At 71.8% G+C, this 21,512-nt stretch carries 21 protein-coding genes; 6 read left to right on the top strand and 15 right to left on the bottom strand.

From position 1 onward, the window contains the following. The first annotated feature begins 45 nt into the window (after positions 1-45). The 3 genes from KME66_RS24320 to KME66_RS24310 all read left to right on the top strand — a co-directional run bounded on the left by KME66_RS24320 (position 46) and on the right by KME66_RS24310 (position 2,251). Positions 46-852, top strand: a complete 807-nt coding sequence (locus KME66_RS24320; RefSeq protein ID WP_073217124.1) for a metal ABC transporter ATP-binding protein — start codon at positions 46-48, stop codon at positions 850-852. After that, positions 852-1,751, top strand: coding sequence for a metal ABC transporter permease (locus tag KME66_RS24315; protein WP_073216934.1), 900 nt, complete (start codon positions 852-854; stop codon positions 1,749-1,751). Before KME66_RS24320 ends, KME66_RS24315 begins: the two co-directional genes overlap by 1 nt. Positions 1,752-1,816: 65 nt before the next feature. Continuing rightward, complete coding sequence (locus KME66_RS24310) at positions 1,817-2,251, top strand: Fur family transcriptional regulator (RefSeq protein WP_073216931.1); 435 nt, start codon at positions 1,817-1,819, stop codon at positions 2,249-2,251. A 61-nt stretch (positions 2,252-2,312) separates the two neighbouring features. Here the strand turns inward: KME66_RS24310 and KME66_RS24305 are convergent, their stop codons facing one another. From KME66_RS24305 to leuA, 4 genes are all read right to left on the bottom strand, one after another. After that, positions 2,313-3,128 carry an isoprenyl transferase gene (locus KME66_RS24305; RefSeq protein ID WP_073216928.1) on the bottom strand — a complete coding sequence of 272 codons (816 nt, stop codon included), beginning with the start codon at positions 3,126-3,128 and terminating at the stop codon, positions 2,313-2,315. A 62-nt stretch (positions 3,129-3,190) separates the two neighbouring features. Beyond that, entirely contained in the window at positions 3,191-3,937 is a 747-nt protein-coding gene (gene recO, locus KME66_RS24300) for a DNA repair protein RecO (RefSeq protein WP_026237355.1), read from the bottom strand. A 257-nt stretch (positions 3,938-4,194) separates the two neighbouring features. Next, the gene (locus tag KME66_RS24295) at positions 4,195-4,899 is read right to left on the bottom strand and encodes a TerB family tellurite resistance protein (protein ID WP_216325883.1); all 705 of its coding nucleotides are present in this window, start codon (positions 4,897-4,899) and stop codon (positions 4,195-4,197) included. Between the two features lie 165 nt (positions 4,900-5,064). Next, complete coding sequence (gene leuA, locus KME66_RS24290; protein ID WP_216325881.1) at positions 5,065-6,849, bottom strand: 2-isopropylmalate synthase; 1,785 nt, start codon at positions 6,847-6,849, stop codon at positions 5,065-5,067. A gap of 290 nt (positions 6,850-7,139) precedes the next feature. Here leuA and KME66_RS24285 point away from each other — a divergent pair, with 290 nt between their 5' ends. Together KME66_RS24285 and KME66_RS24280 are read left to right on the top strand one after the other, a co-directional pair. After that, entirely contained in the window at positions 7,140-8,216 is a 1,077-nt protein-coding gene (locus KME66_RS24285) for a M4 family metallopeptidase (RefSeq protein ID WP_216325877.1), read from the top strand. Positions 8,217-8,409: 193 nt separating this feature from the next. Next, complete coding sequence (locus KME66_RS24280; RefSeq protein ID WP_073216915.1) at positions 8,410-8,676, top strand: protealysin inhibitor emfourin; 267 nt, start codon at positions 8,410-8,412, stop codon at positions 8,674-8,676. A 62-nt stretch (positions 8,677-8,738) separates the two neighbouring features. Here the strand turns inward: KME66_RS24280 and era are convergent, their stop codons facing one another. The 8 genes from era to KME66_RS24240 form a co-directional block, all read right to left on the bottom strand. Further along, positions 8,739-9,704: a GTPase Era gene (gene era / locus KME66_RS24275; RefSeq protein WP_073217121.1), complete on the bottom strand. Its 966-nt coding sequence runs from the start codon at positions 9,702-9,704 to the stop codon at positions 8,739-8,741. Positions 9,705-9,798: 94 nt separating this feature from the next. After that, a complete protein-coding gene (locus tag KME66_RS24270) occupies positions 9,799-10,152 on the bottom strand; it encodes a cytidine deaminase (protein ID WP_073216912.1) in 354 nt (117 codons plus the stop codon). Positions 10,153-10,370: 218 nt separating this feature from the next. Further along, positions 10,371-11,405, bottom strand: coding sequence for a zinc-binding dehydrogenase (locus KME66_RS24265; protein ID WP_253208467.1), 1,035 nt, complete (start codon positions 11,403-11,405; stop codon positions 10,371-10,373). A gap of 232 nt (positions 11,406-11,637) precedes the next feature. Continuing rightward, positions 11,638-11,991 (bottom strand): MmcQ/YjbR family DNA-binding protein, encoded by a 354-nt coding sequence (locus tag KME66_RS24260; protein ID WP_216325871.1) that lies wholly within the window; start codon positions 11,989-11,991, stop codon positions 11,638-11,640. Next, positions 11,988-13,286, bottom strand: coding sequence for a hemolysin family protein (locus KME66_RS24255; protein WP_216325868.1), 1,299 nt, complete (start codon positions 13,284-13,286; stop codon positions 11,988-11,990). The genes KME66_RS24260 and KME66_RS24255 overlap by 4 nt, the downstream gene beginning before the upstream one ends. Next, the gene (ybeY, locus tag KME66_RS24250) at positions 13,283-13,780 is read right to left on the bottom strand and encodes an rRNA maturation RNase YbeY (RefSeq protein WP_047176535.1); all 498 of its coding nucleotides are present in this window, start codon (positions 13,778-13,780) and stop codon (positions 13,283-13,285) included. The genes KME66_RS24255 and ybeY overlap by 4 nt, the downstream gene beginning before the upstream one ends. Before the next feature lie 12 nt (positions 13,781-13,792). Further along, positions 13,793-15,943 carry a PhoH family protein gene (locus KME66_RS24245; RefSeq protein WP_073216906.1) on the bottom strand — a complete coding sequence of 717 codons (2,151 nt, stop codon included), beginning with the start codon at positions 15,941-15,943 and terminating at the stop codon, positions 13,793-13,795. 229 nt (positions 15,944-16,172) lie between these two features. After that, positions 16,173-17,384, bottom strand: a complete 1,212-nt coding sequence (locus tag KME66_RS24240) for a carbohydrate kinase family protein (RefSeq protein ID WP_216325864.1) — start codon at positions 17,382-17,384, stop codon at positions 16,173-16,175. 408 nt (positions 17,385-17,792) lie between these two features. Here KME66_RS24240 and KME66_RS24235 point away from each other — a divergent pair, with 408 nt between their 5' ends. Continuing rightward, complete coding sequence (locus tag KME66_RS24235; RefSeq protein ID WP_073216899.1) at positions 17,793-19,148, top strand: MFS transporter; 1,356 nt, start codon at positions 17,793-17,795, stop codon at positions 19,146-19,148. Here the strand turns inward: KME66_RS24235 and KME66_RS24230 are convergent. Genes KME66_RS24230 through KME66_RS24220 form a run of 3 tightly spaced genes read right to left on the bottom strand, consistent with a single transcriptional unit; the run spans position 19,112 to position 21,450 of the window. Further along, positions 19,112-20,104, bottom strand: a complete 993-nt coding sequence (locus KME66_RS24230) for an adenosine deaminase (RefSeq protein WP_073216898.1) — start codon at positions 20,102-20,104, stop codon at positions 19,112-19,114. The genes KME66_RS24235 and KME66_RS24230 overlap by 37 nt on opposite strands. Positions 20,105-20,132: 28 nt before the next feature. Further along, the gene (locus tag KME66_RS24225) at positions 20,133-21,047 is read right to left on the bottom strand and encodes a ribonuclease Z (protein ID WP_216325859.1); all 915 of its coding nucleotides are present in this window, start codon (positions 21,045-21,047) and stop codon (positions 20,133-20,135) included. A gap of 43 nt (positions 21,048-21,090) precedes the next feature. After that, positions 21,091-21,450, bottom strand: a complete 360-nt coding sequence (locus KME66_RS24220; RefSeq protein WP_073216892.1) for a histidine triad nucleotide-binding protein — start codon at positions 21,448-21,450, stop codon at positions 21,091-21,093. Positions 21,451-21,512 lie beyond the last annotated feature (62 nt).

The raw sequence follows: 21,512 nt of genomic DNA, 5'->3' as shown, positions 1-21,512 counted from the left end.
CCCGCACCACCCCCACCACGTGTGACGTTCGGATCGGAGGCGCTCATGCCGGAGCGTGAGAGCACCCCCCGCGAAGCCGCCCGCAGGCCCGCCCACGAGCCCGTCATAGCCCTGCGCGGCGCCACGGCGACCCTCGGCGCACGCCCCGTGCTGCGCGGGGTCGACCTGACCGTGCGCCGCGGCGAGGTCGTCGCCCTGCTCGGCGCCAACGGCTCCGGCAAGTCCACCGCCGTACGGTCGGTCATCGGGCAGGTCCCGCTGACCGGCGGCAGCGTCGAGCTGTTCGGGACCGAGCTGCGGCGCTTCCGCCAGTGGGGCCGGATCGGGTACGTCCCGCAGCGCACCACGGCCGCGGGCGGTGTGCCCGCCACGATCCGCGAGGTCGTCGCCTCCGGCCGGCTGTCCCGTACGGGGCTGCGGTGGCCCGGGAAGGCGGACCGGGCGGCCGTGGAGCGGGCCATCGAGCTCGTGGGCCTCGCCGACCGCGCCAAGGACTCCGTGAGCGCCCTGTCGGGCGGCCAGCACCAGCGCGTGCTGATCGCCCGCGCCCTGGCCTCCGAGCCGGAGCTGCTGATCATGGACGAGCCGATGGCGGGGGTGGACCTGGCCAGCCAGGAGATCCTGGCCTCGACCCTGCGCGAGCAGGTGGCTCGCGGCACCTCCGTGCTGCTGGTGCTGCACGAGCTGGGCCCGCTGGAGCCGCTGATCGACCGGGCCGTCGTCCTGCGCGACGGCTGCGTGACGCACGACGGGCCGCCGCCCGAGGCGGTCGGCCAGCACGCCCTGCCCGGCCACGACCACGTACACCCCCACGCGGCCGCCGAGCCCGTACGGACGGGACTGCTGACCTGATGCTGTTCGAATTCCTCAATCCTCCCTTCATGCAGCGGGCGCTCATCGCGGCCGTGCTGGTCGGGATCACCGCGCCCGCCATCGGCGTCTACCTGGTGCAGCGGCGGCAGGCGCTGATGGGCGACGGCATCGGGCACATCGCGATGACCGGCGTCGGCCTCGGCTTCCTGCTCTCCACCAGCCCCGTGTGGATGGCGACCGCCGTCGCGGTGGCCGGGGCCGTCGTGATGGAGCTGATCCGCTGGTACGGCCACACGCGCGGCGACCTCGCCCTCGCGATGCTGTTCTACGGGGGCATGGCGGGCGGCGTCATGCTGATCAACCTGTCCGACACCGGCTCCAACGCCAATCTGACCTCGTACCTCTTCGGCTCGCTCTCCACGGTCTCCGACGAGGACGTCGTCGCGATCTGCGTGCTCGCCGCCTTCGTGGTGCTGGTGACCGTGGGGCTGCGGCGGCAGCTGTTCGCGGTCAGCCAGGACGAGGAGTTCGCCCGGGTCTCCGGGCTGCCGGTGCGGGTGCTGAACCTGCTGGTCGCGGTCACCGCCGCGGTCACCGTGACCGTCGCGATGCGGGTCGTCGGGCTGCTGCTGGTCAGCGCGCTGATGGTGGTGCCGGTGGCGGCCGCCCAGCAGATCACCAAGTCCTTCAAGGTCACCTTCGTGCTGTCCGTGGTGATCGGCACGGCCGTCACCCTCACCGGCACGGTGACCTCGTACTACCAGGACGTTCCGCCCGGTGCGACGATCGTGCTGCTGGCCATCGCGGTGTTCGTCGCGCTGACCGCGCTCGCCGCTCCGCTCGCGCGACGGCGCGCCCGCGCGAGCGGGACGAAGGGTGACGAGTGCACCCTGGAAGTACCACCCGCCCGGCGGGGCGCGGACGACGTGCGCGTTTGAGTGCGACGCCCGGTCGGGCTGGCACAATGGCCCGACACATGTACGGGCGACACGAGGAGGCACCTGTGGCCACGGCGCCGATCAGTGGCACGAACGCAGCGCCGGTACGCGGCCGGTCCACCCGGCAGCGGGCGGCGGTGGCGGCGGCGCTCGACGAGGTCGACGAGTTCCGCAGCGCCCAGGAGCTGCACGACGTCCTGAAGCACCGCGGCGACTCCGTGGGCCTCACGACGGTCTACCGGACCCTGCAGTCCCTCGCCGACGCCGGTGAGGTCGACGTGCTGCGCACGACCGAGGGCGAGGCCGTCTACCGGCGGTGCTCGACCGGCGACCATCACCACCACCTGGTCTGCCGGCTCTGCGGCAAGGCCGTGGAGGTCGAGGGCCCGGCCGTCGAGCAGTGGGCCGAGATGATCGCCGCCCAGCACGGCTACGTGAACGTCGCGCACACCGTCGAGATCTTCGGCACCTGTGCGGAGTGCGCCGCGAAGAAGGCCTGACGGACGTACGGACAGCAGGGCGGGCCCGGTGCACCACGCACCGGGCCCGCCCCTTCTCGGCTCACTCGGCGGCTTCCGCCTCCTGCGCACCGCCGAACCGGCGGTCGCGCTGGGCGTACTCCAGGCAGGCCCGCCACAGGTCCCGGCGGTCGAAATCCGGCCAGAGGACGTCCTGGAAGACCATCTCGGCGTAGGCGCTCTGCCAGATCAGGTAGTTCGAGGTGCGCTGCTCGCCGCTGGGGCGTACGAAGAGGTCCACGTCCGGCATGTCCGGGTAGTAGATGTACTTCTGGAACGTCTTCTCGTTGACCTTCGACGGGTCCAGCTTCCCGGCCGCCACGTCCTGGGCGATGCGCTGCGCGGCGTCCGCGATCTCGGCGCGGCCGCCGTAGTTCACGCAGAAGTACAGCGTCATCGCGTCGTTGTCCTTGGTCTGCTCCTGGGCTACCTGGAGCTCCTGGACGACGGACTTCCACAGCTTGGGCATGCGGCCGACCCAGCGGATGCGGATGCCCAGCTCGTCCATCTCGTCCCGGCGGCGGCGGATCACGTCCCGGTTGAAGTTCATCAGGAACTTCACCTCCTCCGGGGACCGCTTCCAGTTCTCCGTGGAGAAGGCGTAGAGCGAGAGGTTCTTGACGCCCATCTCGATGCAGCCCTTGAGCACGTCCATCACGACGCCCTCACCGACCTTGTGGCCCTCGGTGCGGGGCAGGCCCCGCTCCTTGGCCCAGCGGCCGTTGCCGTCCATCACGACGGCGACGTGCTGGGGCACCAGCTCGCCGGGGATCTTCGGCGGCGTCGCGCCCGAGGGGTGCGGCTCGGGGGTCTTGTACGTGCGCCGGTTACGGCCGCCGAGGATCCCGCGTACTGCCATGAGCTTCTCAGTCTCCCTGTGTCACTTCTCCGCGCACCGCGTCGTCTGCCCGACGCGCCGCGTCACTTCTCGACGTACCGCAGCGAGCGCAGGCCGCGCTCCAGATGCCAGTGCAGATAGGCGGACACCAGCCCGCTCCCCTCCCTGACATGACGCGCCTCGCACGCGTCCGCCGTCGCCCAGTCGCCGCTGAGCAGCGCGCTCAGCAGTGCGAGGGCCTGTGCCGAGGGTACGACGCTGCCGGGGACCCGGCAGTCACCGCATATGACGCCCCCCGCCGCGACGGAGAAGAACCGGTTGGGACCGGGCATTCCGCACTTGGCGCAGTCCTCGAAGCTGGGCGCGTACCCGTTGACCGCGAGCGAGCGCAGCAGGAACGCGTCCAGGATCAGATGGGGGGCGTGCTCGCCCCGGGCGAGGGTGCGCAGGCCGCCGACGAGCAGCAGATACTGCTGGACGGCCGGTTCGCCCTCGTGGTCGGTGAACCGCTCGGCGGTCTCCAGCATCGCCGTGCCCGCGGTGTAGCGGGCGTAGTCGGCGACGATCCCGCCGCCGTACGGGGCGATCGTCTCGCTCTGGGTGCAGAGCGGCAGCCCGCGGCCGACCAGCTCGCTGCCCCGGGCGAAGAACTGCACGTCGACGTGGGAGAAGGGTTCCAGGCGGGCGCCGAACTTGGACTTGGTGCGGCGCACCCCGCGGGCGACGGCCCGGACCCGGCCGTGGCCGCGGGTCAGGATCGTGATGATCCGGTCGGCCTCGCCCAGTTTCTGCGTACGCAGCACGATGCCGTCGTCCCGGAACAAGCTCATGGGCCCATTGTCGCCCACGGGCGGCGGGTGGCGGGGGGCCCGGGGCTCCGCGCGGGCGTACGGGGGCGCCTGCCGGTCGTCGAGGGCGTACGAGGCCCGGCGCGGGCCCGTGAGCACCCGCGGAAGGCGGGAGGCTCGTCTGCCGGCCTGCGAGGGCGTACAAGGCCCCCTGAGGCCCACGCGGGTGCACGAGGGCCCTCCTGGCCCACGCGGGTGCACGAGGGCCCTCCTGCGGCCCCGCGGAGGCGTCTCTTCGTCTACGACGGTGTACGGGCCGCCTCGGCCAGCACCCGGGCGGTCTCCTCGGCGGGGATGCCGAGGGCGCTGCCGACCGTCATCAGGACCTGGCGCTCGGCGGCGCAGTAGGGGCCGTCGGCGAGGGCGATCCGGGCGCCCTGGAGGAGCACGGACGCGCGGCCGGCGGCGGCCAGGTGCGGGGCGAGCGGGGCCAGCACCTCGTGCAGCTCGATGGCGAGGGTGGGGCCGCATGCCTCGGCGGCCGGGTCGGCGCCGGAGCCCCGGCCGGTGTCGGCGGCGAGCACCTCGACGACGGTGAACAGCTGCTCCTGCGTGCAGTCGTCGAGCCCGGCGTCGCGCACGGTGGCGACGGCGGCCTCCAGGACCGTGCGGGAGGTGGTGCCCCCGGCGGCCAGGACGGCCAGGGTGACGGTGTGGACGGCCTCGCGGAGCATCGCGGAGAACCGGGTCGTGGTGGGGTGGTCCAGCGCCTCGGGAGCGTAGTGGGCCAGGCAGGCGGCGCACTCGACGACGGGCTCGGCCTCGCCCCGGCCGACCAGCGGGACGCCGAGGACGGTGAGGCGGCGGCGGCCGATGAGCCGGCGGTAGTTGCGGTCTCCCCCGCAGCCGGGGCAGAAGAAGGCGCCGTCGCCGACGGCGTCCCATACGGTGCGAACGCCGCAGAGGACCGGCCTCAGAGCGCGTTGTCCTTTGGCTGACCGCACGTCGCACACCTCCGTAACGCTCCGGCAACACTGCCGTGTGTTGGACGTGATGTTAGCCACATTCGCGAGGGGGCGTCAGCCTCTTGGATGTCACAACCCCCGGATATGGCCGAACCCCGACCACCCGGAGCGGGTGGTCGGGGTTCGGGATGCGCCCGTTCGGTGTCAGCGGGCCGCGCGGTTGACGGCGGAGACGACCGCCTTCAGCGAGGCGCGGGTGGTGTTGGCGTCGATGCCGATGCCCCACAGGACCTTGCCGTCGATCGCGCACTCGATGTACGAGGCGGCCTGGGCGCTGGCCCCCTCGCTCATGGTGTGCTCGGTGTAGTCCAGCAGCCGGGCGTCGATGCCGATGGCCTGCAGCGCTTCGAAGAACGCGGAGATCGGGCCGTTGCCGGATCCGGTCAGGACGGTGTCGACGCCGTCCACGACGGCCTCGACGGTCAGGGTGTCGGTCCCGTCGGTGTCGGAGGTGGTCTGGCCGGAGCGCAGCTGGATGCGGCCCCAACGCGCCCCGGCGTTCTCCGCGTTCGGCAGGTACTCGTCCTGGAAGGTGGACCAGATCTGCGTCGGGGTGACCTCGCCGCCCTCGGCGTCGGTCTTGGCCTGAATGATCCGGGAGAACTCGATCTGCATCCGGCGGGGCAGGTCCAGCTTGTGGTCGTTCTTCAGGACGTAGGCGATACCGCCCTTGCCGGACTGCGAGTTGACCCGGATGACGGCCTCGTACGAGCGGCCGACGTCCTTCGGGTCGATCGGCAGGTACGGTACGGCCCACTCGATGTCGTCCACGGTCCTGCCCTGGGCGGCCGCGTCCGCCTCCATGGCGTCGAAGCCCTTCTTGATGGCGTCCTGGTGGGAGCCGGAGAAGGCGGTGTAGACGAGATCGCCCGCGTAGGGGTGGCGCGGGTGGATCTCCATCTGGTTGCAGTACTCGCTGGTGCGGCGGATCTCGTCGATCTGCGAGAAGTCGATCTGCGGGTCGACGCCCTGGGAGAACAGGTTCATGCCCAGGGTGACCAGGTCGACGTTGCCGGTGCGCTCGCCCTGCCCGAACAGGCAGCCCTCGATGCGGTCGGCGCCGGCCATGATGGCCAGCTCGGCGGCGGCGACGGCGGTGCCCCGGTCGTTGTGCGGGTGGACCGACAGGCAGACGTGCTCGCGGCGGGTCAGGTTGCGGGACATCCACTCGAAGCGGTCCGCGTGGGTGGAGGGCGTGGAACGCTCCACGGTGGCGGGCAGGTTCAGGATGATCTCGCGACCCTCCTCCGGCTGCCACACGTCGCAGACGGCCTCGCAGACCTCCAGCGCGAAGTCCAGCTCGGTGTCGGTGAAGATCTCCGGGCTGTACTGGTAGCCGAAGATCGTCTCGGGGCCCAGGATCTTCTCGGCGTACTCCATGACCAGCCGGGTGCCGTCCACCGCGATCTGCTTGACCTCCTCGCGCGAGCCGCGGAAGACGACGCGGCGGAAGGTCGGGGCGGTGGCGTTGTACAGGTGGACGGTGGCCCGGCGGGCGCCGACCAGGGACTCCACGGTGCGCTCGATCAGCTCCTCGCGGGCCTGCGTCAGGACGGAGATCGTCACGTCCTCGGGGATCGCGCCCTCTTCGATGATGGAGCGGACGAACGCGAAGTCGGTCTCGCCGGAGGACGGGAAGCCGACCTCGATCTCCTTGTAGCCCATCGTGACCAGCAGGTCGAACATCTCGCGCTTGCGGGCCGGGGACATCGGGTCGATCAGGGCCTGGTTGCCGTCGCGCAGATCGGTGGACAGCCAGCGGGGCGCCACGGTGATGCGGTTGTCGGGCCAGGTGCGGTCGGGGATGTCGACGGCCTCGTAGCGGCCGTACTTGTGGACCGGCATCCCGGAGGGCTTCTGCAGCTGCGTCGCGTTGGTGATCGGGGTGGGGCGGCCGACAGAATTACCGGCGGGATTCACGGTGGTCATGACGTAGGGCTCCTCGGTCCAGCGGGGATCGGCCGACTGTGTCGCTGCAGCACCAGACTCCGCGGGGAGGGGGTCGGCCTACGACTACAGGCCCTCGCCGCGGCAGCTAAGAAGAAGCAGCCCGAAACGCATGATGCGACGAGCGTAACCGAGGGTGGCCCGTGGTGTCGGTCCGTATCAGTATGCGGGACCGGGCATGCATGACGGGTGAACAGTGACTCATCACTCCATTTCGTCAATCATCGTCGCAACCAGTGACAGCGTGATGACGGAGTGCCACAGTCGTAGGTATGCACCTTCGAACCGACGGCGAGCTCAACCCCGTCTTCTGCACCATCGTTCCGCCCCACGTCCTCGATCACCTCTCCCGGTCCACCGACGCCCGGCTCGCGGATCCGGCCCGCCGCACCCTGGCCGCCGACGGCCCGCGCCGTGACCGTCGCATGATGACGGCGCTCGCCGCGACGCCCGTCCGGCACACCGCCGGCGCGGTCCCGAGCAAGCCGCACCGCACGCTGTACGACTGCGAGAGGGGCACCACCCTGCCGGGCGTCAAGGTCCGCGAGGAGGGCGACAAGCCGACGTCCGACGCCAGCGTCAACCGCGCGTACGCCGGGCTCGGCGCCACCTTCGAGCTGCTGCTCTCCGCGTACGGGCGCAGCTCGATCGACGGCAGGGGCCTCCCGCTGACCGGTTCCGTGCACTACGGCCGCGAGTACAACAACGCGTTCTTCGACGGCGAGCAGATGGTCTTCGGGGACGGCGACGGCGAGATCTTCCTCGACTTCACCGTCGCGGTCGACGTGATCGCCCACGAGCTGGCCCACGGTCTCACCCAGTACACCGCCAACCTGCGCTACGAGGGCCAGTCGGGCGCGCTCAACGAGTCCGTGTCCGACGTCATCGGCTCGCTGGTCAAGCAGTACTCGCTGGGCCAGAGCGCGGAGCAGGCCGACTGGCTGATCGGCGCGGGGCTGCTGGCGCCCCGGGTCAGCGGGGACGCGCTGCGCTCGATGAAGGCGCCGGGCACCGCGTACGACGACGACGTCCTGGGCAAGGACCCGCAGCCGGGCTCCATGGACGACTACATCGAGACGGAGGAGGACAACGGCGGCGTCCACCTCAACTCCGGCATCCCCAACCGGGCGTTCTACCTCCTGGCCACCGCGCTGGGCGGGAATTCCTGGGAGCGCGCCGGGCAGATCTGGTTCGACGTGCTGACCGGCGGCGAGCTGACGGCGAACGCGGACTTCGCGGAGTTCGCCCGGCTGACGGTCGCGGCGGCGGGCGCCCGCTTCGGCGAGGCGGACGAGCGGGAGGCGGTCCTCAAGGCCTGGTCGGAGGTGGGCGTCCCCACCCGGGCCTGACCCGGACCACCGAGTGCCCGACCGGTGCATTGCCCGGACCGCCGAGTGCCCGACCGGGTCCTGCCCTGACGCCTGAGGTCCCACCGGGTCCTGCCCGGACACCTGAGGCCAGGCCGGGTTCGACGTCGACCACCGAGTGCCCGGCCGGCGGGCGGGGTTGAGTGCCCGTCCGGCTCCCGATAGACAGGACCCCATGCGCATTCAGGTCAGCCGGACCGGCGGATTCGCCGGCATCACCCGCCGCCAGGAAGTCGACACGGAGGGCCGGGCCGACGCCGCGGAGTGGCGGTCCCTCGCCGAGGAGGCGCTCGGCGCCGCGCGGGACACCCCGTCGGCCGGGGTGCCGGACGGCTTCCGGTACGCGATCACGATCGACGGCCGCACCGTGTACTGCGCTGACCCCGATCTGACCGGGGCGCAGCGCACGCTGGTCTCACGCGTCCTGAAGGAGGGCGCGTGAGACCGGCCCCCGGTGCGGTGTCCGGGAAGGGCTAGAAACCCAGCTTCCGCGTTCGGGAAGGGCTAGAAGCCCAGCTTCCGCAGCTGCTTCGGGTCGCGCTGCCAGTCCTTGGCGACCTTCACGTGCAGGTCCAGGAAGACCGGCGTGCCGAGCAGCGCCTCGATGTGCTTGCGGGACTTGGTGCCGACGTCCTTCAGCCGCTTGCCCTTCGGGCCGATGATGATGCCCTTCTGGCTGGGTCGTTCGATGTAGACGTTGGCGTGGATGTCCAGCAGCGGCTTGTCCGCGGGACGGTCGGTGCGCGGCAGCATCTCCTCGACGACGACCGCGATGGAGTGCGGCAGCTCGTCGCGTACGCCCTCCAGCGCCGCCTCGCGGATCAGCTCCGCGACCATGACCATCTCCGGCTCGTCGGTGAGGTCGCCCTCCGGGTAGAGCGGCGGGCTCTCGGGGAGCAGCGGGGCGATGAGGTCGGCGAGCAGGTCGACCTGGGTGTCGCCGACCGCCGACACCGGCACGATCTCGGCCCATTCGAAGCCCAGCTCGTCCGCCAGCGCGGAGACGGCGAGGAGCTGTTCGGCGAGCGCCTTGGACTCGACGAGGTCGGTCTTGGTGATGATGGCGATCTTGGGGGTCTTCTTGATCCCCGCGAGCTCCTTGGCGATGTACTTGTCGCCCGGCCCGAGCTTCTGGTCGGCGGGCAGGCAGAAGCCGATGACGTCGACCTCGGCCCAGGTGGTCCGCACGACGTCGTTGAGCCGCTCGCCCAGCAGCGTGCGCGGCTTGTGGAGGCCGGGGGTGTCGACCAGGATCAGCTGCGCGTCGTCCCGGTGGACGATGCCGCGCACGGTGTGCCGGGTGGTCTGGGGCCGGTTGGAGGTGATCGCCACCTTCTGACCGACGAGAGCGTTCGTGAGGGTGGACTTGCCCGCGTTGGGGCGGCCCACGAAGCAGGCGAAACCCGCCCTGTGGGAGGAGGTGGTCTCCGCCTGCGGGGCAGCGGATTCTTGGTTCGGTCGAGCGCTCATGGCGACCATTCTCCCCGATCCCGCCGGCGCTCTCGTACAGCGGTACGCCGGGACGCGCCGGAGTGCCGGGAGGAACAGTCGCCCGAGCGGACGGTCAGCCCGCCGTGACGCGGACGCGCAGGGCGCCGTCGGGGCCCGCGAGGAACACCGGGGTGTCCGGTCCGCCCAGATCCCGCACCGCGGCCCGGTCGTCCTCGGAGGGGGTCTCGGCGGCGGAGACGACGGCCGCCGCCTCCAGTGAGGTCGCGCCGCTGGCCACGGCCATGGCGACGGCGGTCTGCAGCGCGCTGAGCTTCAGCGACTCCAGCGCCACCGTGCCCGCGACATAGGTACGTCCCGTCTCGTCGCGTACGGCCGCGCCCTCGGGCACCCCGTTACGGGCGCGGGCGCTGCGCGCCAGGGTGACGATCTTGCGGTCCTCGGCGTCGAGGTCGGTGGTGTCGGTCATGGCACGAGCATACGAAGCGGACGGCGGGCCGGCCGACCGGGTCGCCCCGGGGCGATCGAGGCGGCCCCGGTCGCTCCGGCGTCGGTCGCTCCGGCGTCAGTCGCTCGGGCGCCGGGCGCCGGGCGCCGGGGCGTGAGCCTGTGCACGGCCAGGGCTGTACGCAGCGCTTCGGGCTGCGGGCGGCCGGGCGGAGGGTGCCGGGCGGAGGGTGTGCCGGGTCAGGGGACGACGATCAGCTTTCCCACGTGCCCGCGCCGGGCGAGTTGCGCCTGTGCTTCGCCCACCCGCTCAAGCGGGAAGCTCGCGGCGATGACGGGACGGACGTCGCCGCGACGGGCGATCTCCACCAGCCGGTCGAAGATCCGCGGTGTGTGCATGGTCGAGCCCACCAGGGAGAGATTGGCGAGGTAGAGCCGCCGCACGTCGATGTCGACGGCCCAGCCGTCGAGGGCGCCGGCGACCACCCAGCGTCCCTGGGCCCTCAGCAGTCCCAGGCCGGGGCCGAGGACCGCGCCCGCAACGACGTCGATGACCGCGTCGTACCCCTCGGGCGCTGCCGCGGCCGCGTCGGGGAGCACCTCGCCCCGCCGCCGGTCCACCACGACGTCGGCACCGGCGCTGCGGACAGCGTCTCCCTTCTCACCGCTGCACACTGCGACAACCCGGGCTCCGCGGGCGCGGGCCAACTGGACCGCGGCGAGACCGACACCCCCCGAGGCGCCCGTGACGAGCACGGTGTGGCCGTCCGAGACAGACCCGCGGTCGAGCATCCCCAGCGCGGTCCCGTAGGCGATGGGCAGCGCAGCCAGTTCCACATCCGTGAGCGGCGACCCGTCGACGGAGTGGGCCCGGCCGCCCGGCACGACGACGTACTCGGCGAACCCCCCGTCCCGCTCGCTCCCCAGCACGTCGGCCGGGCGCGCGTCCGGCCCCGGGCCGTCGTACTCGGCCGGGTCCACCAGCACCCGCGCCCCGATCCTTCCGGAGGCACCCTCGTCGCCGCAGGCCACCACCGTGCCGGCCACGTCGGCTCCCTGGATGCGCGGGAAGTCGAGCGGACCGAGCCATCCCGTCCTGACGTCCGGGTCCTCCGCCGCACCGTAGGAGCCTTCGCGGGTCCACAGATCGGTGTTGTTGCAGCCCGCCGCGTGCACCCGGACCAGTACCTCGCCCGGCCCCGGGCGGGGTACGGGCACCTCTCGCTCCTCCATCACGTCGAGGCCTCCGTGGCCGGTGATCACGACGGCCCGCATGGTGCGAGGGAGAGGCGCGGACAGCGGCCGGGACCCTGTCGGAGTGGTCGGTGACATGAGGACAGGCTCTCACGCAGCTCCCTCCCCCGCCGTGTCCACCGGCCCGGCTCCGGGCCTCCCCGCTTCCCGGCTTCCCTCGACGAGTGCCGCTCCGCCGCGGCCCCTGCCGCCGCACGCGGGACACGTGGATGGGCCCCGGTGGGGAGCGGGCCCATCCACGTACGTCTGCGGGCTACGGCCGGTCCAGGCGGAGCCGTTCCGCTCGGGGGAGTCCGGCGACCACCAGGTCGTAGGAGTCCTCGATCATCTCGCGCAGCAGCCGGTCGGGGACGCCGGAGACGGTGACCGTGTTCCAGTGCCGCTTGCTCATGTGCCAGCCGGGCACGATCGCGGTGTGCGTCTCGCGGAGCCGGATCGCCTCGTCGGGGTCGCACTTGAGGTTGACCGTGAGCGGGCGGGCGTCCAGCGCGGTGAGGGCGAACATCTTGCCGAGCACCTTGAAGACCGAGGTCTCCGGGCCGAACGGGAACTCCTCCACGCTCGCGTTGAACTCCAGGCAGAAGGCCCTCAGCCGCTCCGGCGTCATTCCTCTTCCTTCTCCTCGGGGTCCTCGTGCAGGGGCTCCACGAGCACCGTGACGATCTTGTTCCGGCGGCCCGCCGGGGACTCCGCGGTCAGCCGGAGCCGACGCTGGTCGGGCAGGTCGACGACGGCGGAGGCACCGGCGATGGGCACCCGGCCGAGCGCCTTGGCGAGCAGACCGCCGACGGTCTCCACGTCCTCGTCGTCGTACTCGTCGAGCCCGAAGAGGTCGCCGAGGTCCCCGATGTCGAGGCGGGCGGTGACCCGGTAGCAACCGTCCTCCAGCTCCTGCACGGGCGGCAGCTCCCGGTCGTACTCGTCGGTGATCTCACCGACGATCTCCTCCAGGATGTCCTCGATGGTGACGATGCCCGCGGTTCCGCCGTACTCGTCGATGACGACCGCGACATGGCTGCGGTCCCGCTGCATCTCGCGCAGCAGGTCCCCGGCGTTCTTGGTGTCGGGGACGAAGGCGGCGGGGCGCATCGCGGTGGAGACGGGGTCGCTCTCGGACTCGCGGTTGATGTGCGTCTTGCGGACGAGGTCCTTGAGGTAGACGATCCCGACGACGTCGTCCTCGTTCTCCCCGGTGACCGGTATCCGGGAGAAACCGGAGCGCAGGGCGAGGGTGAGGGCCTGGCGGATCGTCTTGTAGCGCTCGATGGAGACGAGGTCGGTGCGCGGCACCATGACCTCGCGGACCAGGGTGTCGCCCAGCTCGAAGACGGAGTGCACCATGCGGCGCTCGTCGTCCTCGATGAGCGACTCCGCCTCGGCCAGGTCGACCATCGCGCGCAGCTCGGCCTCACTGGCGAAGGGCCCCTTGCGGAACCCCTTGCCCGGGGTCAGCGCGTTGCCGACGAGGATCAGCAGCTGCGGGATCGGGCCCATGATCCTCGCCAGCGGCAGCAGGACGTACGCCGAGGCCGTGGCCGTGTTCAGCGGGTGCTGGCGGCCGATGGTGCGCGGGGAGACGCCGATGGCGACGTAGGAGACGAGGACCATCACGCCCATCGCGACGGCCAGTGCCTCCCAGGTCTCGGGGAACTCCTGGAGACAGACGTAGGTGACCAGGACGCCGGCCGCCATCTCACAGGCGACCCGCACGAGCAGGGCGACGTTGAGATAGCGGGTCGGGTCGGCCGCGATCTGTGCGAGCTTCGCGCTGCCGCGCCGGCCGGACCGGACCGCCTCGTCCGCCCGGAAGCTCGACGTACGGGCGATGCCCGCCTCGGCGCAGGCGGCCAGCCAGCCGACCATGACCAGCAGGACGGCGCCGACGATCAGCGGGGTGCTCACGAGACGGTGGGGGCGGGGGACGCGCCGGTGAGCCCGTGCTCGCCGCGCCAGCCGTCCACGATGGCGGCCTGGAGACCGAACATCTCGGCCTTCTCGTCCGGCTCCTCGTGGTCGTACCCCAGCAGGTGCAGCACCCCGTGGACGGTCAGGAGCTGGAGCTCCTCGTCCATGGAGTGCTGCGTCGGGGCCTCCTCGCCCTGCTTCTTCGCGACCTCCGGGCAGAGCACGATGTCACCGAGGAGCCCCTGTGGGGGCTCCTCGTCGTCCTTGGACGGCGGACGCAGTTCGTCCATCGGGAAGGACATGACGTCGGTCGGACCGGGGAGGTCCATCCACTGGATGTGCAGCTGCTCCATGGCGTCGGTGTCCACCACGATCACCGAGAGCTCGGACAGCGGGTGGATCCGCATCCGGGCCAGTGCGTAGCGGGCGATGTCGAGGATCGCCTGCTCGTCGACCTCGGTTCCGGACTCGTTGTTGACGTCGATCGACATGGTGCGCTGCGGCTACTTCCCTTTTCGGCGGTCGCGCCGGCCGTCCTGGCGGTCTTCCGCCCGACCGTCCTGCTGACCGTTTCGGCTGTCGTACTTCTCGTACGCGTCGACGATACGGCCGACGAGCTTGTGCCGGACGACATCCTGGGAGGTGAGCCGGGAGAAGTGCACGTCGTCCACGTCCTGGAGGATCTCCTGGACCTGCCGCAGCCCGCTCTTGGTCCCGCTCGGCAGGTCGACCTGGGTGATGTCACCGGTGATGACGATCTTGGAGTCGAAGCCGAGGCGGGTGAGGAACATCTTCATCTGCTCGGCGCTGGTGTTCTGCGCCTCGTCCAGGATGATGAAGGCGTCGTTGAGTGTGTTGTGCGTCAGCAGGTAGTCCTGCGTGACGTACAGCGAGTCCTCCGCCGCCACCTGGATGCAGACAGCCTCTTCACGACCGGCGGGCTCGATGCTGTCGATGAACCGCATCGGACGCCCGCCGCCTCCGGCCGCGTCGTACTTCTCGGCCTTGCGGCTGAGGCGGAAGGGCGCGATGCCTTCGGGGAGGCGGATGTCGACGATGTGGGCGTCGTAGCGGTCGTGGACCTTTCGGCCCTTGGCAAGGCCTGGTGCTCGAACCGCCGTCGGCCGAGGGCGGGTGCAGGCAACTCCGCCGAGCGACTGCACCAGTGCGATCACGTCGTCGCGCAGGACGATCGAAGAGGTCGTGTACTGGACACGGCACGTACGGTCCGACTGCGGGACAGGACCGCCATCGGCATCCAGGAGGCCCTGGAGGACTCCGAGGCGGATCTCCGCGGAGTTGTGCAGGTAGTCGTCCGGAACGCACGTCGAGTGGGACCGGGACCCGAGGAGATCCAGCTGCCGCAGGATCGCGGTGACCGGGTTCTCCAGCGTCACCACGTCGCCAGGCGCCCTGGTGCGGTTCAGTACACCCTCCGGCCCGCCCCTGTGCCGGAGGGTGACGCCCGTGAGCGCTTCCTCCAAAGCCTCGGCGAGCTCCTGGTCCTCAGGGGAGAACGACGGTGCGGTGGAGCCGGTGCCGGTGAGGCAGCCGTCGACGAGCAGCAGGCCCAGTGCGTACGGGTCCATGGGGACCTCGCGCTCCGGGAAGCTGACCGGCGCGGTCAGCATCGGCAGCTCGTAGCGGCGAGCGTGCGCCGCCCCGAGGTCGCCGATCATCTCCTTGGTCTCCAGGACCCGCCACGGCTTGTCCCGGCGGCGGTCGGAGGCGGTCCGCACCGTCCACAGGTGCTCGCCACAGCACAGCGTCCAGGAGCCGTCCTGGGCGCTGACGCGGTAGATGTCCTTCTCACCCTGCGGGTACACCCCGAGGACGGGAGTCGGCTCGCCGTTGGAACCGATGACGAGATCGCCCACCTCAAGACTGCCGATGGGTCGCCAGCCGTCGGGGGTCAGCACGTTGGTAAAGACGGGCTGGGCCCTGCCGCGCATGTACGCCAGCGGCGCGACCTCGATCGTGCCCGCCGCCATCAGCCGCGGGATCGAGTCGGGGTCGAGCATGTCGTGCAGCGCGTCGTAGAGCGGGCGCAGATACGGGTCGATCTTGTCGAACAGGGTGCCCGGCAGGAAGCCGAGCCGCTCCCCCGCCTCGACCGCGGGCCGGGTCAGGATGATCCGGCTGACCTGCTTGGACTGCAGGGCCTGGACCGCCTTGGCCATGGCGAGATAGGTCTTGCCCGTACCGGCGGGGCCGATGCCGAACACGATCGTGTGCTCGTCGATCGCGTCCACGTACCGCTTCTGGTTGAGCGTCTTGGGGCGGATGGTGCGACCGCGGTTGGAGAGGATGTTCTGCGTGAGCACCTCGGCGGGCGTCTCGCCCTGGGGGTCTCCCTGTCCGTCGCCGGCCGCCCTGAGCATGGCGATCGACCGTTCCACTGCGTCCTCCGTCATCGGCGCTCCGGTGCGGAGCACGAGCATCATCTCGTCGAACAGGCGCTGGATGAGAGCGACGTCCGCGGCGTCGCCCGTGGCACTGATCTCGTTGCCCCGGACATGGATGTCGGCTGCCGGGAAAGCCTCTTCGATCACGCGCAACAGCGAGTCGCCCGATCCGAGGAGCATCACCATCGGGTGTGCGGCCGGGATCCTGATCTGGGCACGCGCCTGCGGCTGTGTGGGTGACTGAGTCATGGGCCGGCCCTATGGCCTGCGCATACCTCCCGTTGCAGGGTTCTCGCTGCTCGACAACCTCCGGATTACCAAGCCTACGACCTGTCAGTGACAACACCGAGAGGTTTTACCGGCCGTCTGTGCGACACGGCCGGGCGGGCACGGGCCGTACGTGCGCCGACGGGCGGACGCTCGCGTGGCCGGGCGGGCGGCACGGCCCGGTTCCCGCGTGCGCGGCCCGGCCGCCCGCTCACTGACGGAAGCCGATCGTGGGCACCGCGCGCCGCAGCGGCCAGGCGCGGGCCGTGGCGGGCAGCAGGTCCTCCAGGAAGGCGTAGCGCTCCAGGGCGGCCGGGTCCTGGCGGTCGCAGGTGCGGATCAGCTGCCACCAGGCGGCGATCTCGGCCCAGCCGGGGGCGGAGAGCGAGCCGCCGAACTCCTGGACCGAGAGCGCGGCCGTGAGCCCGGCGAAGGCGAGGCGGTCGGCGAGCGGCCAGGCGGCGAGGGTGCCGGTCACGAAACCGGCGACGAAGACGTCCCCCGCCCCGGTCGGATCGAGCGCCTCCACCTCGATGGCGGGCACCGCGGCGGCGGTGCCGGTGCGCCCGTCGACGGCGTACGCGCCCTCCGCGCCGAGGGTGACCACGGCGAGCGGGACCCGTTCGGCGAGCGCGTGCGCGGCGGCGCGCGGGCAGTCGGTCCGGGTGTAGCGCATCGCCTCCTCGGCGTTGGGCAGGAACGCCTCGCAGTGCGCGAGGTCGGGCAGGGCGTCCAGGTCCCAGCGGCCGGTCTCGTCCCACCCGACGTCGCCGAAGACCAGCGCACCGCCACGGGCGGCGGCCGCCACCCAGGGCTCGCTCCGGCCGGGGGCGAGCGAGGCGATGGCGGCGCGGGCGCGCGGCGGGCACCGCGGGAAGTCCGGGGCTCCGGCTCCGCCGGAGGTGGCGGTTCCGGCGGCCGCGGCCGGGGTTCCGGGTCCGGCCGGGCCGGGCCCGGGGGCCGCCGACGAGGTGCCGGGCCCGGGGGCCGCCGACGAGGTTCCCGGTCCGGCCGGGGCGGGGGCCTCGTGGCCGTGCGAGACCATCGTGCGCTCACCCTCGTACGCCATCGAGACGGTGACCGGGGAGTGCCAGCCGGGGACGGTGTGCGACATCGACAGGTCGATGCCCTCGCCCTGCTCCAGGGCGTCCCAGCAGTACTCGCCGTAGTGGTCGTCCCCGAAGGCGGCGGCGAGGGAGGTGCGCAGCCCGAGGCGGGCGAGGGCGGTGGCCATGTTGGCGACGCCGCCGGGGCTGGAGCCCATCCCCCGGGCCCAGGACTCGGTGCCCCGCACCGGGGCGCTGTCGAGGCCCGTGAAGATGATGTCGAGGAAGACCGGGCCCGTCAGGAAGACGTCGCAGGCGGGGTCGCGCGGGGCGCGCAGCGCCTCCAGCGGGTCGATGCCCGGAGTGTCTGTGCTCACCGTGCGCTCCCGGGGTCGTGCGGCGGATCGCGGTGGGATCCGGACCGTGTGGGGTGCGGTCAGTCTGCCCGATCAGCGGAGGCGAACGCAGTGTCCGCGCCCATGTGTTCGCAGCACGCCTGACCTGCATAAACATGCGCTACTACCCGGTGTTCGACTGCATAAACACATATGTGACCCAGATCACATCTGGGTCACTTTCGGGGAGCCGGAAGCGCTTGATACAAATTGCCCCGCGAGCACCTTCGGGGACGTTGTCCGACGAGAGCCGCGATCCCCTGGCATATCGCCATACCTTCCGCAGCACCCCCATGCCTTTCCGCAGTACCTCCTGCCGTACCTCCCCCTTGCCTGTCGCCTTACCCTCCCCTCCCCTCTGCCTGCTCAGGCATGTCCTCAGGAACGCCCATGTCCTCGCGCCCTGGTGCCGCGTGGCCCTTGGTGGCCGTGTTCACCGCCGGTTACCTCGCCTCCTATCTGCTGCCCACCGTCGTCGGCCGGCTCAGCGCCCATCTCGGGCTGAGCCCCGCCCAGGCCGGTCTGGTCGGCAGCGCCCTGCTCCTCAGCTCGGCCGGCGCCGGCTTCGCCCTCGCGGGCCGGGTCGAGCGGTTCGGGGCCCGTACCCCCGCCCGCGCCGGACTGGCACTGGCCGCCGTCGGCTACGGCAGTGCCGCGCTCGCCGGGTCCGTACCGCTGGTGGTGCTCGGTGTGATGATCGGCGGATTCGGCTCGGGCACGGCGACGGCGGTCGCGGCGTCCGGGATCGCCGCCCGGCGCGACCCGCACCGCACGTCCTCGCTCGGGCTGCTCACCGTGTCCGCCACGGCGGGCGTCCTCTATCTGACGATTCCTCATCTCGGCGGCGGCCACCGGCTTCCGTTCGCCGCGATCGCGCTGGCGGCCCTGCTCGTCTGGCCCGCGACCGCCCGGCTCGACGGTGTACGGGCCGCCGGGGAGAGCAGTGCGCCCATCACCGGCAGGCTGCCGCACCGCCGCTCCGGGCTCGTCCTGGCGGGCGGCATGCTCGTCTGGTCCATGGCGCAGAACGCCCTGTGGGGCGTGAGCAGCCGCATCGGCCTCGACCAGGCGGGACTGTCCGAGGTCACCGTGGGCGCGGTGTTCGCCGCCGCGCTCGGCGCGGGGCTGCTCGGCGTGACGGGCGCCGGGCTGCTCGGCGCGCGGCTCGGCCGGGCGGTGCCGATCGGGCTCGGGACCGTGGTCATCGCCGCGAGCATCGTGCTCAGTTCCTCGGCCCGGGACCTCGGGTCGTTCGCGACCGGCGAGATCCTGTGGAACACCGTCTACCCGGTGGTCCTGTCCTACCTGATCGGGCTGGCCGCCTCGCTGGACGTACGCGGCCGGTGGGCGGTGCTGGCGGGCTCGGCCTCCTCGGTGGGGGTGGCCTGCGGCCCGCTGCTGGGAAGCGTGCTCTCCGAGGAGGCCGGCTATCCGGCGATGGGGCTGGTCCTGGGGGCGGCCACCCTGCTGGTCGCCGCCCCGGTGACCGCCGTGGCGCTGCACACCGGCGGCCGTCCGCTGGTGCCCGGTTCGGTGCGCCGTCGCGGTGGCGCTCCGGCCGCGCTGCTCGCCGCCACCACCGGCGGCGGCCTGTCCGGCGCGGTGCCGAAGCTCGGCTCACCGGAGCAACCCGTCACCGAACTGCGCGTACGGCGCGGGCGGCTGGTGCGCAGCGCGATCCGGACCGCCGGTCCGGACGGCGGATCCGGTCAGTCGAACGCGTACGCCTCGACCTCGGCCAGATAGCGCGCCCGGCGCTCCTCGTCGTGGTCGAGGAAGGCCGCCTCGAAGGAGTTGCGGGCCAGGGTGCGCAGCTCCTCCGGGCCGAGGGCGAGCGCGTCACGGACGGCGTCGAAGGTGTCTCCGGCGTACCCGCCGAAGTAGGCGGGGTCGTCGGAGTTGACCGTGCAGTGCAGTCCTGCGGCCAGCATCGCGGGCAGCGGATGGTCCTTCAGCGTGTCGACCGTGCGCAGCCTGACGTTGGAGAGCGGGCAGAGCGTGAGCGGCACCCGGCCGGCGACCAGCCGGGCCACCAGCTCCGGGTCCTCCATGCAGCGCAGCCCGTGGTCGACGCGCTCGACGCCGAGGACGTCCAGTGCCTCCCGGATGTACTCCGGCGGGCCCTCCTCGCCCGCGTGGGCCACCTTGCGCAGACCGAGCGCGGCGGCCGCCTCGTACACCGCGCGGAACTTGGCGGGCGGGTGGCCGACCTCGGCGGAGTCAAGGCCCACGGCGCTGATCCGGTGCAGATACGGCTTGGCCGCGTCGAGGGTGCCGAGGGCCGATTCGGCGGACAGGTCGCGCAGGAAGCACAGGATGAGCTGGGTGGAGACGCCGTGGGTCTCCTCGCTGCGCTCCAGTGCGCGGCCGAGGCCCTCGATGACCGTGCCGATGGGGACGCCCCGGGCGGTGTGGGCCTGCGGGTCGAAGAAGATCTCGGCGTGCCGGACCCCCTGGGCGGCGGCGCGGGCGAGGTAGGCGTCGGCGAGTTCGGCGAAGTCGTCCTCGGTGCGCAGGACGGCCATCAGCGCGTAGTAGAGGTCCAGGAAGGACTGGAGGTCGTCGAACGCGTAGGCGGCGCGCAGTTCGTCGGTGGTGGCGTACGGCAGGGTCACCCCGTTGCGTTCCGCGAGGGCGAAGGCCAGTTCGGGTTCGAGGGTGCCTTCGATGTGGAGGTGGAGTTCTGCCTTGGGGAGGTGCACGGTGTCTCGCAAACGGGGGTGGGGGTTCTCAGGGGTGGTGCCGGGTGGGGACCGGGACGCGGATCAGGTCCTGGGCGACGGTGAGTTCGCCGTCGAACCCGGCGGCGCGGGCCTGGGTCTCGAACGCCTCCGGGTCGTTGTAGCGCTGGGAGAAGTGGGTCAGCACGAGGTGGCGGACGCCCGCGTCCTTCGCGACCCGGGCGGCCTGCCCTGCGGTCAGGTGGCCGTGGTCGACGGCCAGTTTCTCGTCCTCGTCGAGGAAGGTCGACTCGATGACGAGCATGTCGCAGCCCTCGGCGAGCGCGTACACCCCGTCGCAGAGGCGGGTGTCCATGATGAACGCGAACCGCTGCCCGCGCCGGTGCTCGGAGACCTGCTCCAGGGTGACGCCGCGGAGGGAGCCCTCCCGCTGGAGGCGGCCCACGTCCGGTCCGGCGATGCCGTGCTCCGTGAGGAGGGCGGGCAGCATGCGGCGGGAGTCGGGCTCGGTGAGGCGGTAGCCGTACGACTCGACGGGGTGCGAGAGCTTCCTGCTGTCCAGGGTGTACGCGGGGGTTGCGGCGAGGACCGCGCCGTCCCCGGCGACCGGGGCCTGAGCCAGCTCGACGGTCTCGCGGTACGCCGTGGCGTACCGCAGCCGGTCGAAGAAGTGCTGCCCGCTCGCCGGGTAGTGGGCGGTCACCGGGTGCGGCACCTGGTCCAGGTTGATCCGCTGGATCACCCCGGCGAGCCCCAGGGAGTGGTCGCCGTGGAAGTGGGTGACGCAGATCCGGTGGAGGTCGTGCGCGGCGACCCCGGCCCGCAGCATCTGGCGCTGGGTGCCCTCGCCGGGGTCGAAGAGGATGCCTTCCCCGTCCCAGCGCAGCAGATAGCCGTTGTGGTTGCGGTGCCGGGTGGGGACCTGGCTGGCGGTGCCGAGCACCACCAGCTCGCGTACGGACATGGGGAAACGCTCCTGCGCTACGAAGGGCTGTGCGGCACGAGGGCTATCCGGGGGGCCACTGGAGGCCGCGGCCGCCCAGCACGTGGGCGTGGGCGTGGAAGACGGTCTGGCCGGCGCCGGATCCGGTGTTGAAGACGACCCGGTAGCCGGTGGAGTCGATCTTCTCGTCGGCGGCGACCGCGCCGGCCTCGGTCAGTATGTCGGCGGCGATCTTCGGTTCGGCGGCGGCGAGGGAGGCGGCGTCGGGGTAGTGGACCTTGGGGATGACCAGGACGTGGGTGGGGGCCTGCGGGTTGATGTCGCGGAAGGCGACGGTGGTGTCGCTCTCGCGGACGATGGTCGCCGGGATGTCCCCCGAGACGATCTTGCAGAACAGGCAGTCGGACTGCGGCTCTCCCGCCATGGCGCCGGGCCTCCTCGTTCGCTGGTGGGTCGGTACTCGCGATCAGGTGATCAGGTCGGTAC

The organism is Streptomyces sp. YPW6, from assembly GCF_018866325.1.
GTDB lineage: Bacteria > Actinomycetota > Actinomycetes > Streptomycetales > Streptomycetaceae > Streptomyces.
The sequence above is the reverse complement of the archived record's forward strand: the minus strand, read 5'-3'. Positions and strand labels throughout refer to the sequence as shown.

Excerpts from the sequence above, each read along its gene's own strand:
- KME66_RS24285 (WP_216325877.1), top strand. The coding sequence starts at position 7,140 with ATGCACCTTCGAACCGACGGCGAGCTCAACCCCGTCTTCTGCACCATC.
- KME66_RS24305 (WP_073216928.1), bottom strand. The coding sequence starts at position 3,128 with ATGGCAGTACGCGGGATCCTCGGCGGCCGTAACCGGCGCACGTACAAG.
- KME66_RS24320 (WP_073217124.1), top strand. The coding sequence starts at position 46 with ATGCCGGAGCGTGAGAGCACCCCCCGCGAAGCCGCCCGCAGGCCCGCC.
- KME66_RS24280 (WP_073216915.1), top strand. The coding sequence starts at position 8,410 with ATGCGCATTCAGGTCAGCCGGACCGGCGGATTCGCCGGCATCACCCGC.
- KME66_RS24225 (WP_216325859.1), bottom strand. The coding sequence starts at position 21,047 with ATGTCCGTACGCGAGCTGGTGGTGCTCGGCACCGCCAGCCAGGTCCCC.
- leuA (WP_216325881.1), bottom strand. The coding sequence starts at position 6,849 with ATGACCACCGTGAATCCCGCCGGTAATTCTGTCGGCCGCCCCACCCCG.
- ybeY (WP_047176535.1), bottom strand. The coding sequence starts at position 13,780 with ATGTCGATCGACGTCAACAACGAGTCCGGAACCGAGGTCGACGAGCAG.
- era (WP_073217121.1), bottom strand. The coding sequence starts at position 9,704 with ATGAGCGCTCGACCGAACCAAGAATCCGCTGCCCCGCAGGCGGAGACC.
- KME66_RS24235 (WP_073216899.1), top strand. The coding sequence starts at position 17,793 with ATGTCCTCGCGCCCTGGTGCCGCGTGGCCCTTGGTGGCCGTGTTCACC.
- KME66_RS24265 (WP_253208467.1), bottom strand. The coding sequence starts at position 11,405 with ATGCGGGCCGTCGTGATCACCGGCCACGGAGGCCTCGACGTGATGGAG.
- KME66_RS24220 (WP_073216892.1), bottom strand. The coding sequence starts at position 21,450 with ATGGCGGGAGAGCCGCAGTCCGACTGCCTGTTCTGCAAGATCGTCTCG.
- KME66_RS24245 (WP_073216906.1), bottom strand. The coding sequence starts at position 15,943 with ATGACTCAGTCACCCACACAGCCGCAGGCGCGTGCCCAGATCAGGATC.
- KME66_RS24260 (WP_216325871.1), bottom strand. The coding sequence starts at position 11,991 with ATGACGCCGGAGCGGCTGAGGGCCTTCTGCCTGGAGTTCAACGCGAGC.
- KME66_RS24270 (WP_073216912.1), bottom strand. The coding sequence starts at position 10,152 with ATGACCGACACCACCGACCTCGACGCCGAGGACCGCAAGATCGTCACC.
- KME66_RS24315 (WP_073216934.1), top strand. The coding sequence starts at position 852 with ATGCTGTTCGAATTCCTCAATCCTCCCTTCATGCAGCGGGCGCTCATC.
- recO (WP_026237355.1), bottom strand. The coding sequence starts at position 3,937 with ATGAGCTTGTTCCGGGACGACGGCATCGTGCTGCGTACGCAGAAACTG.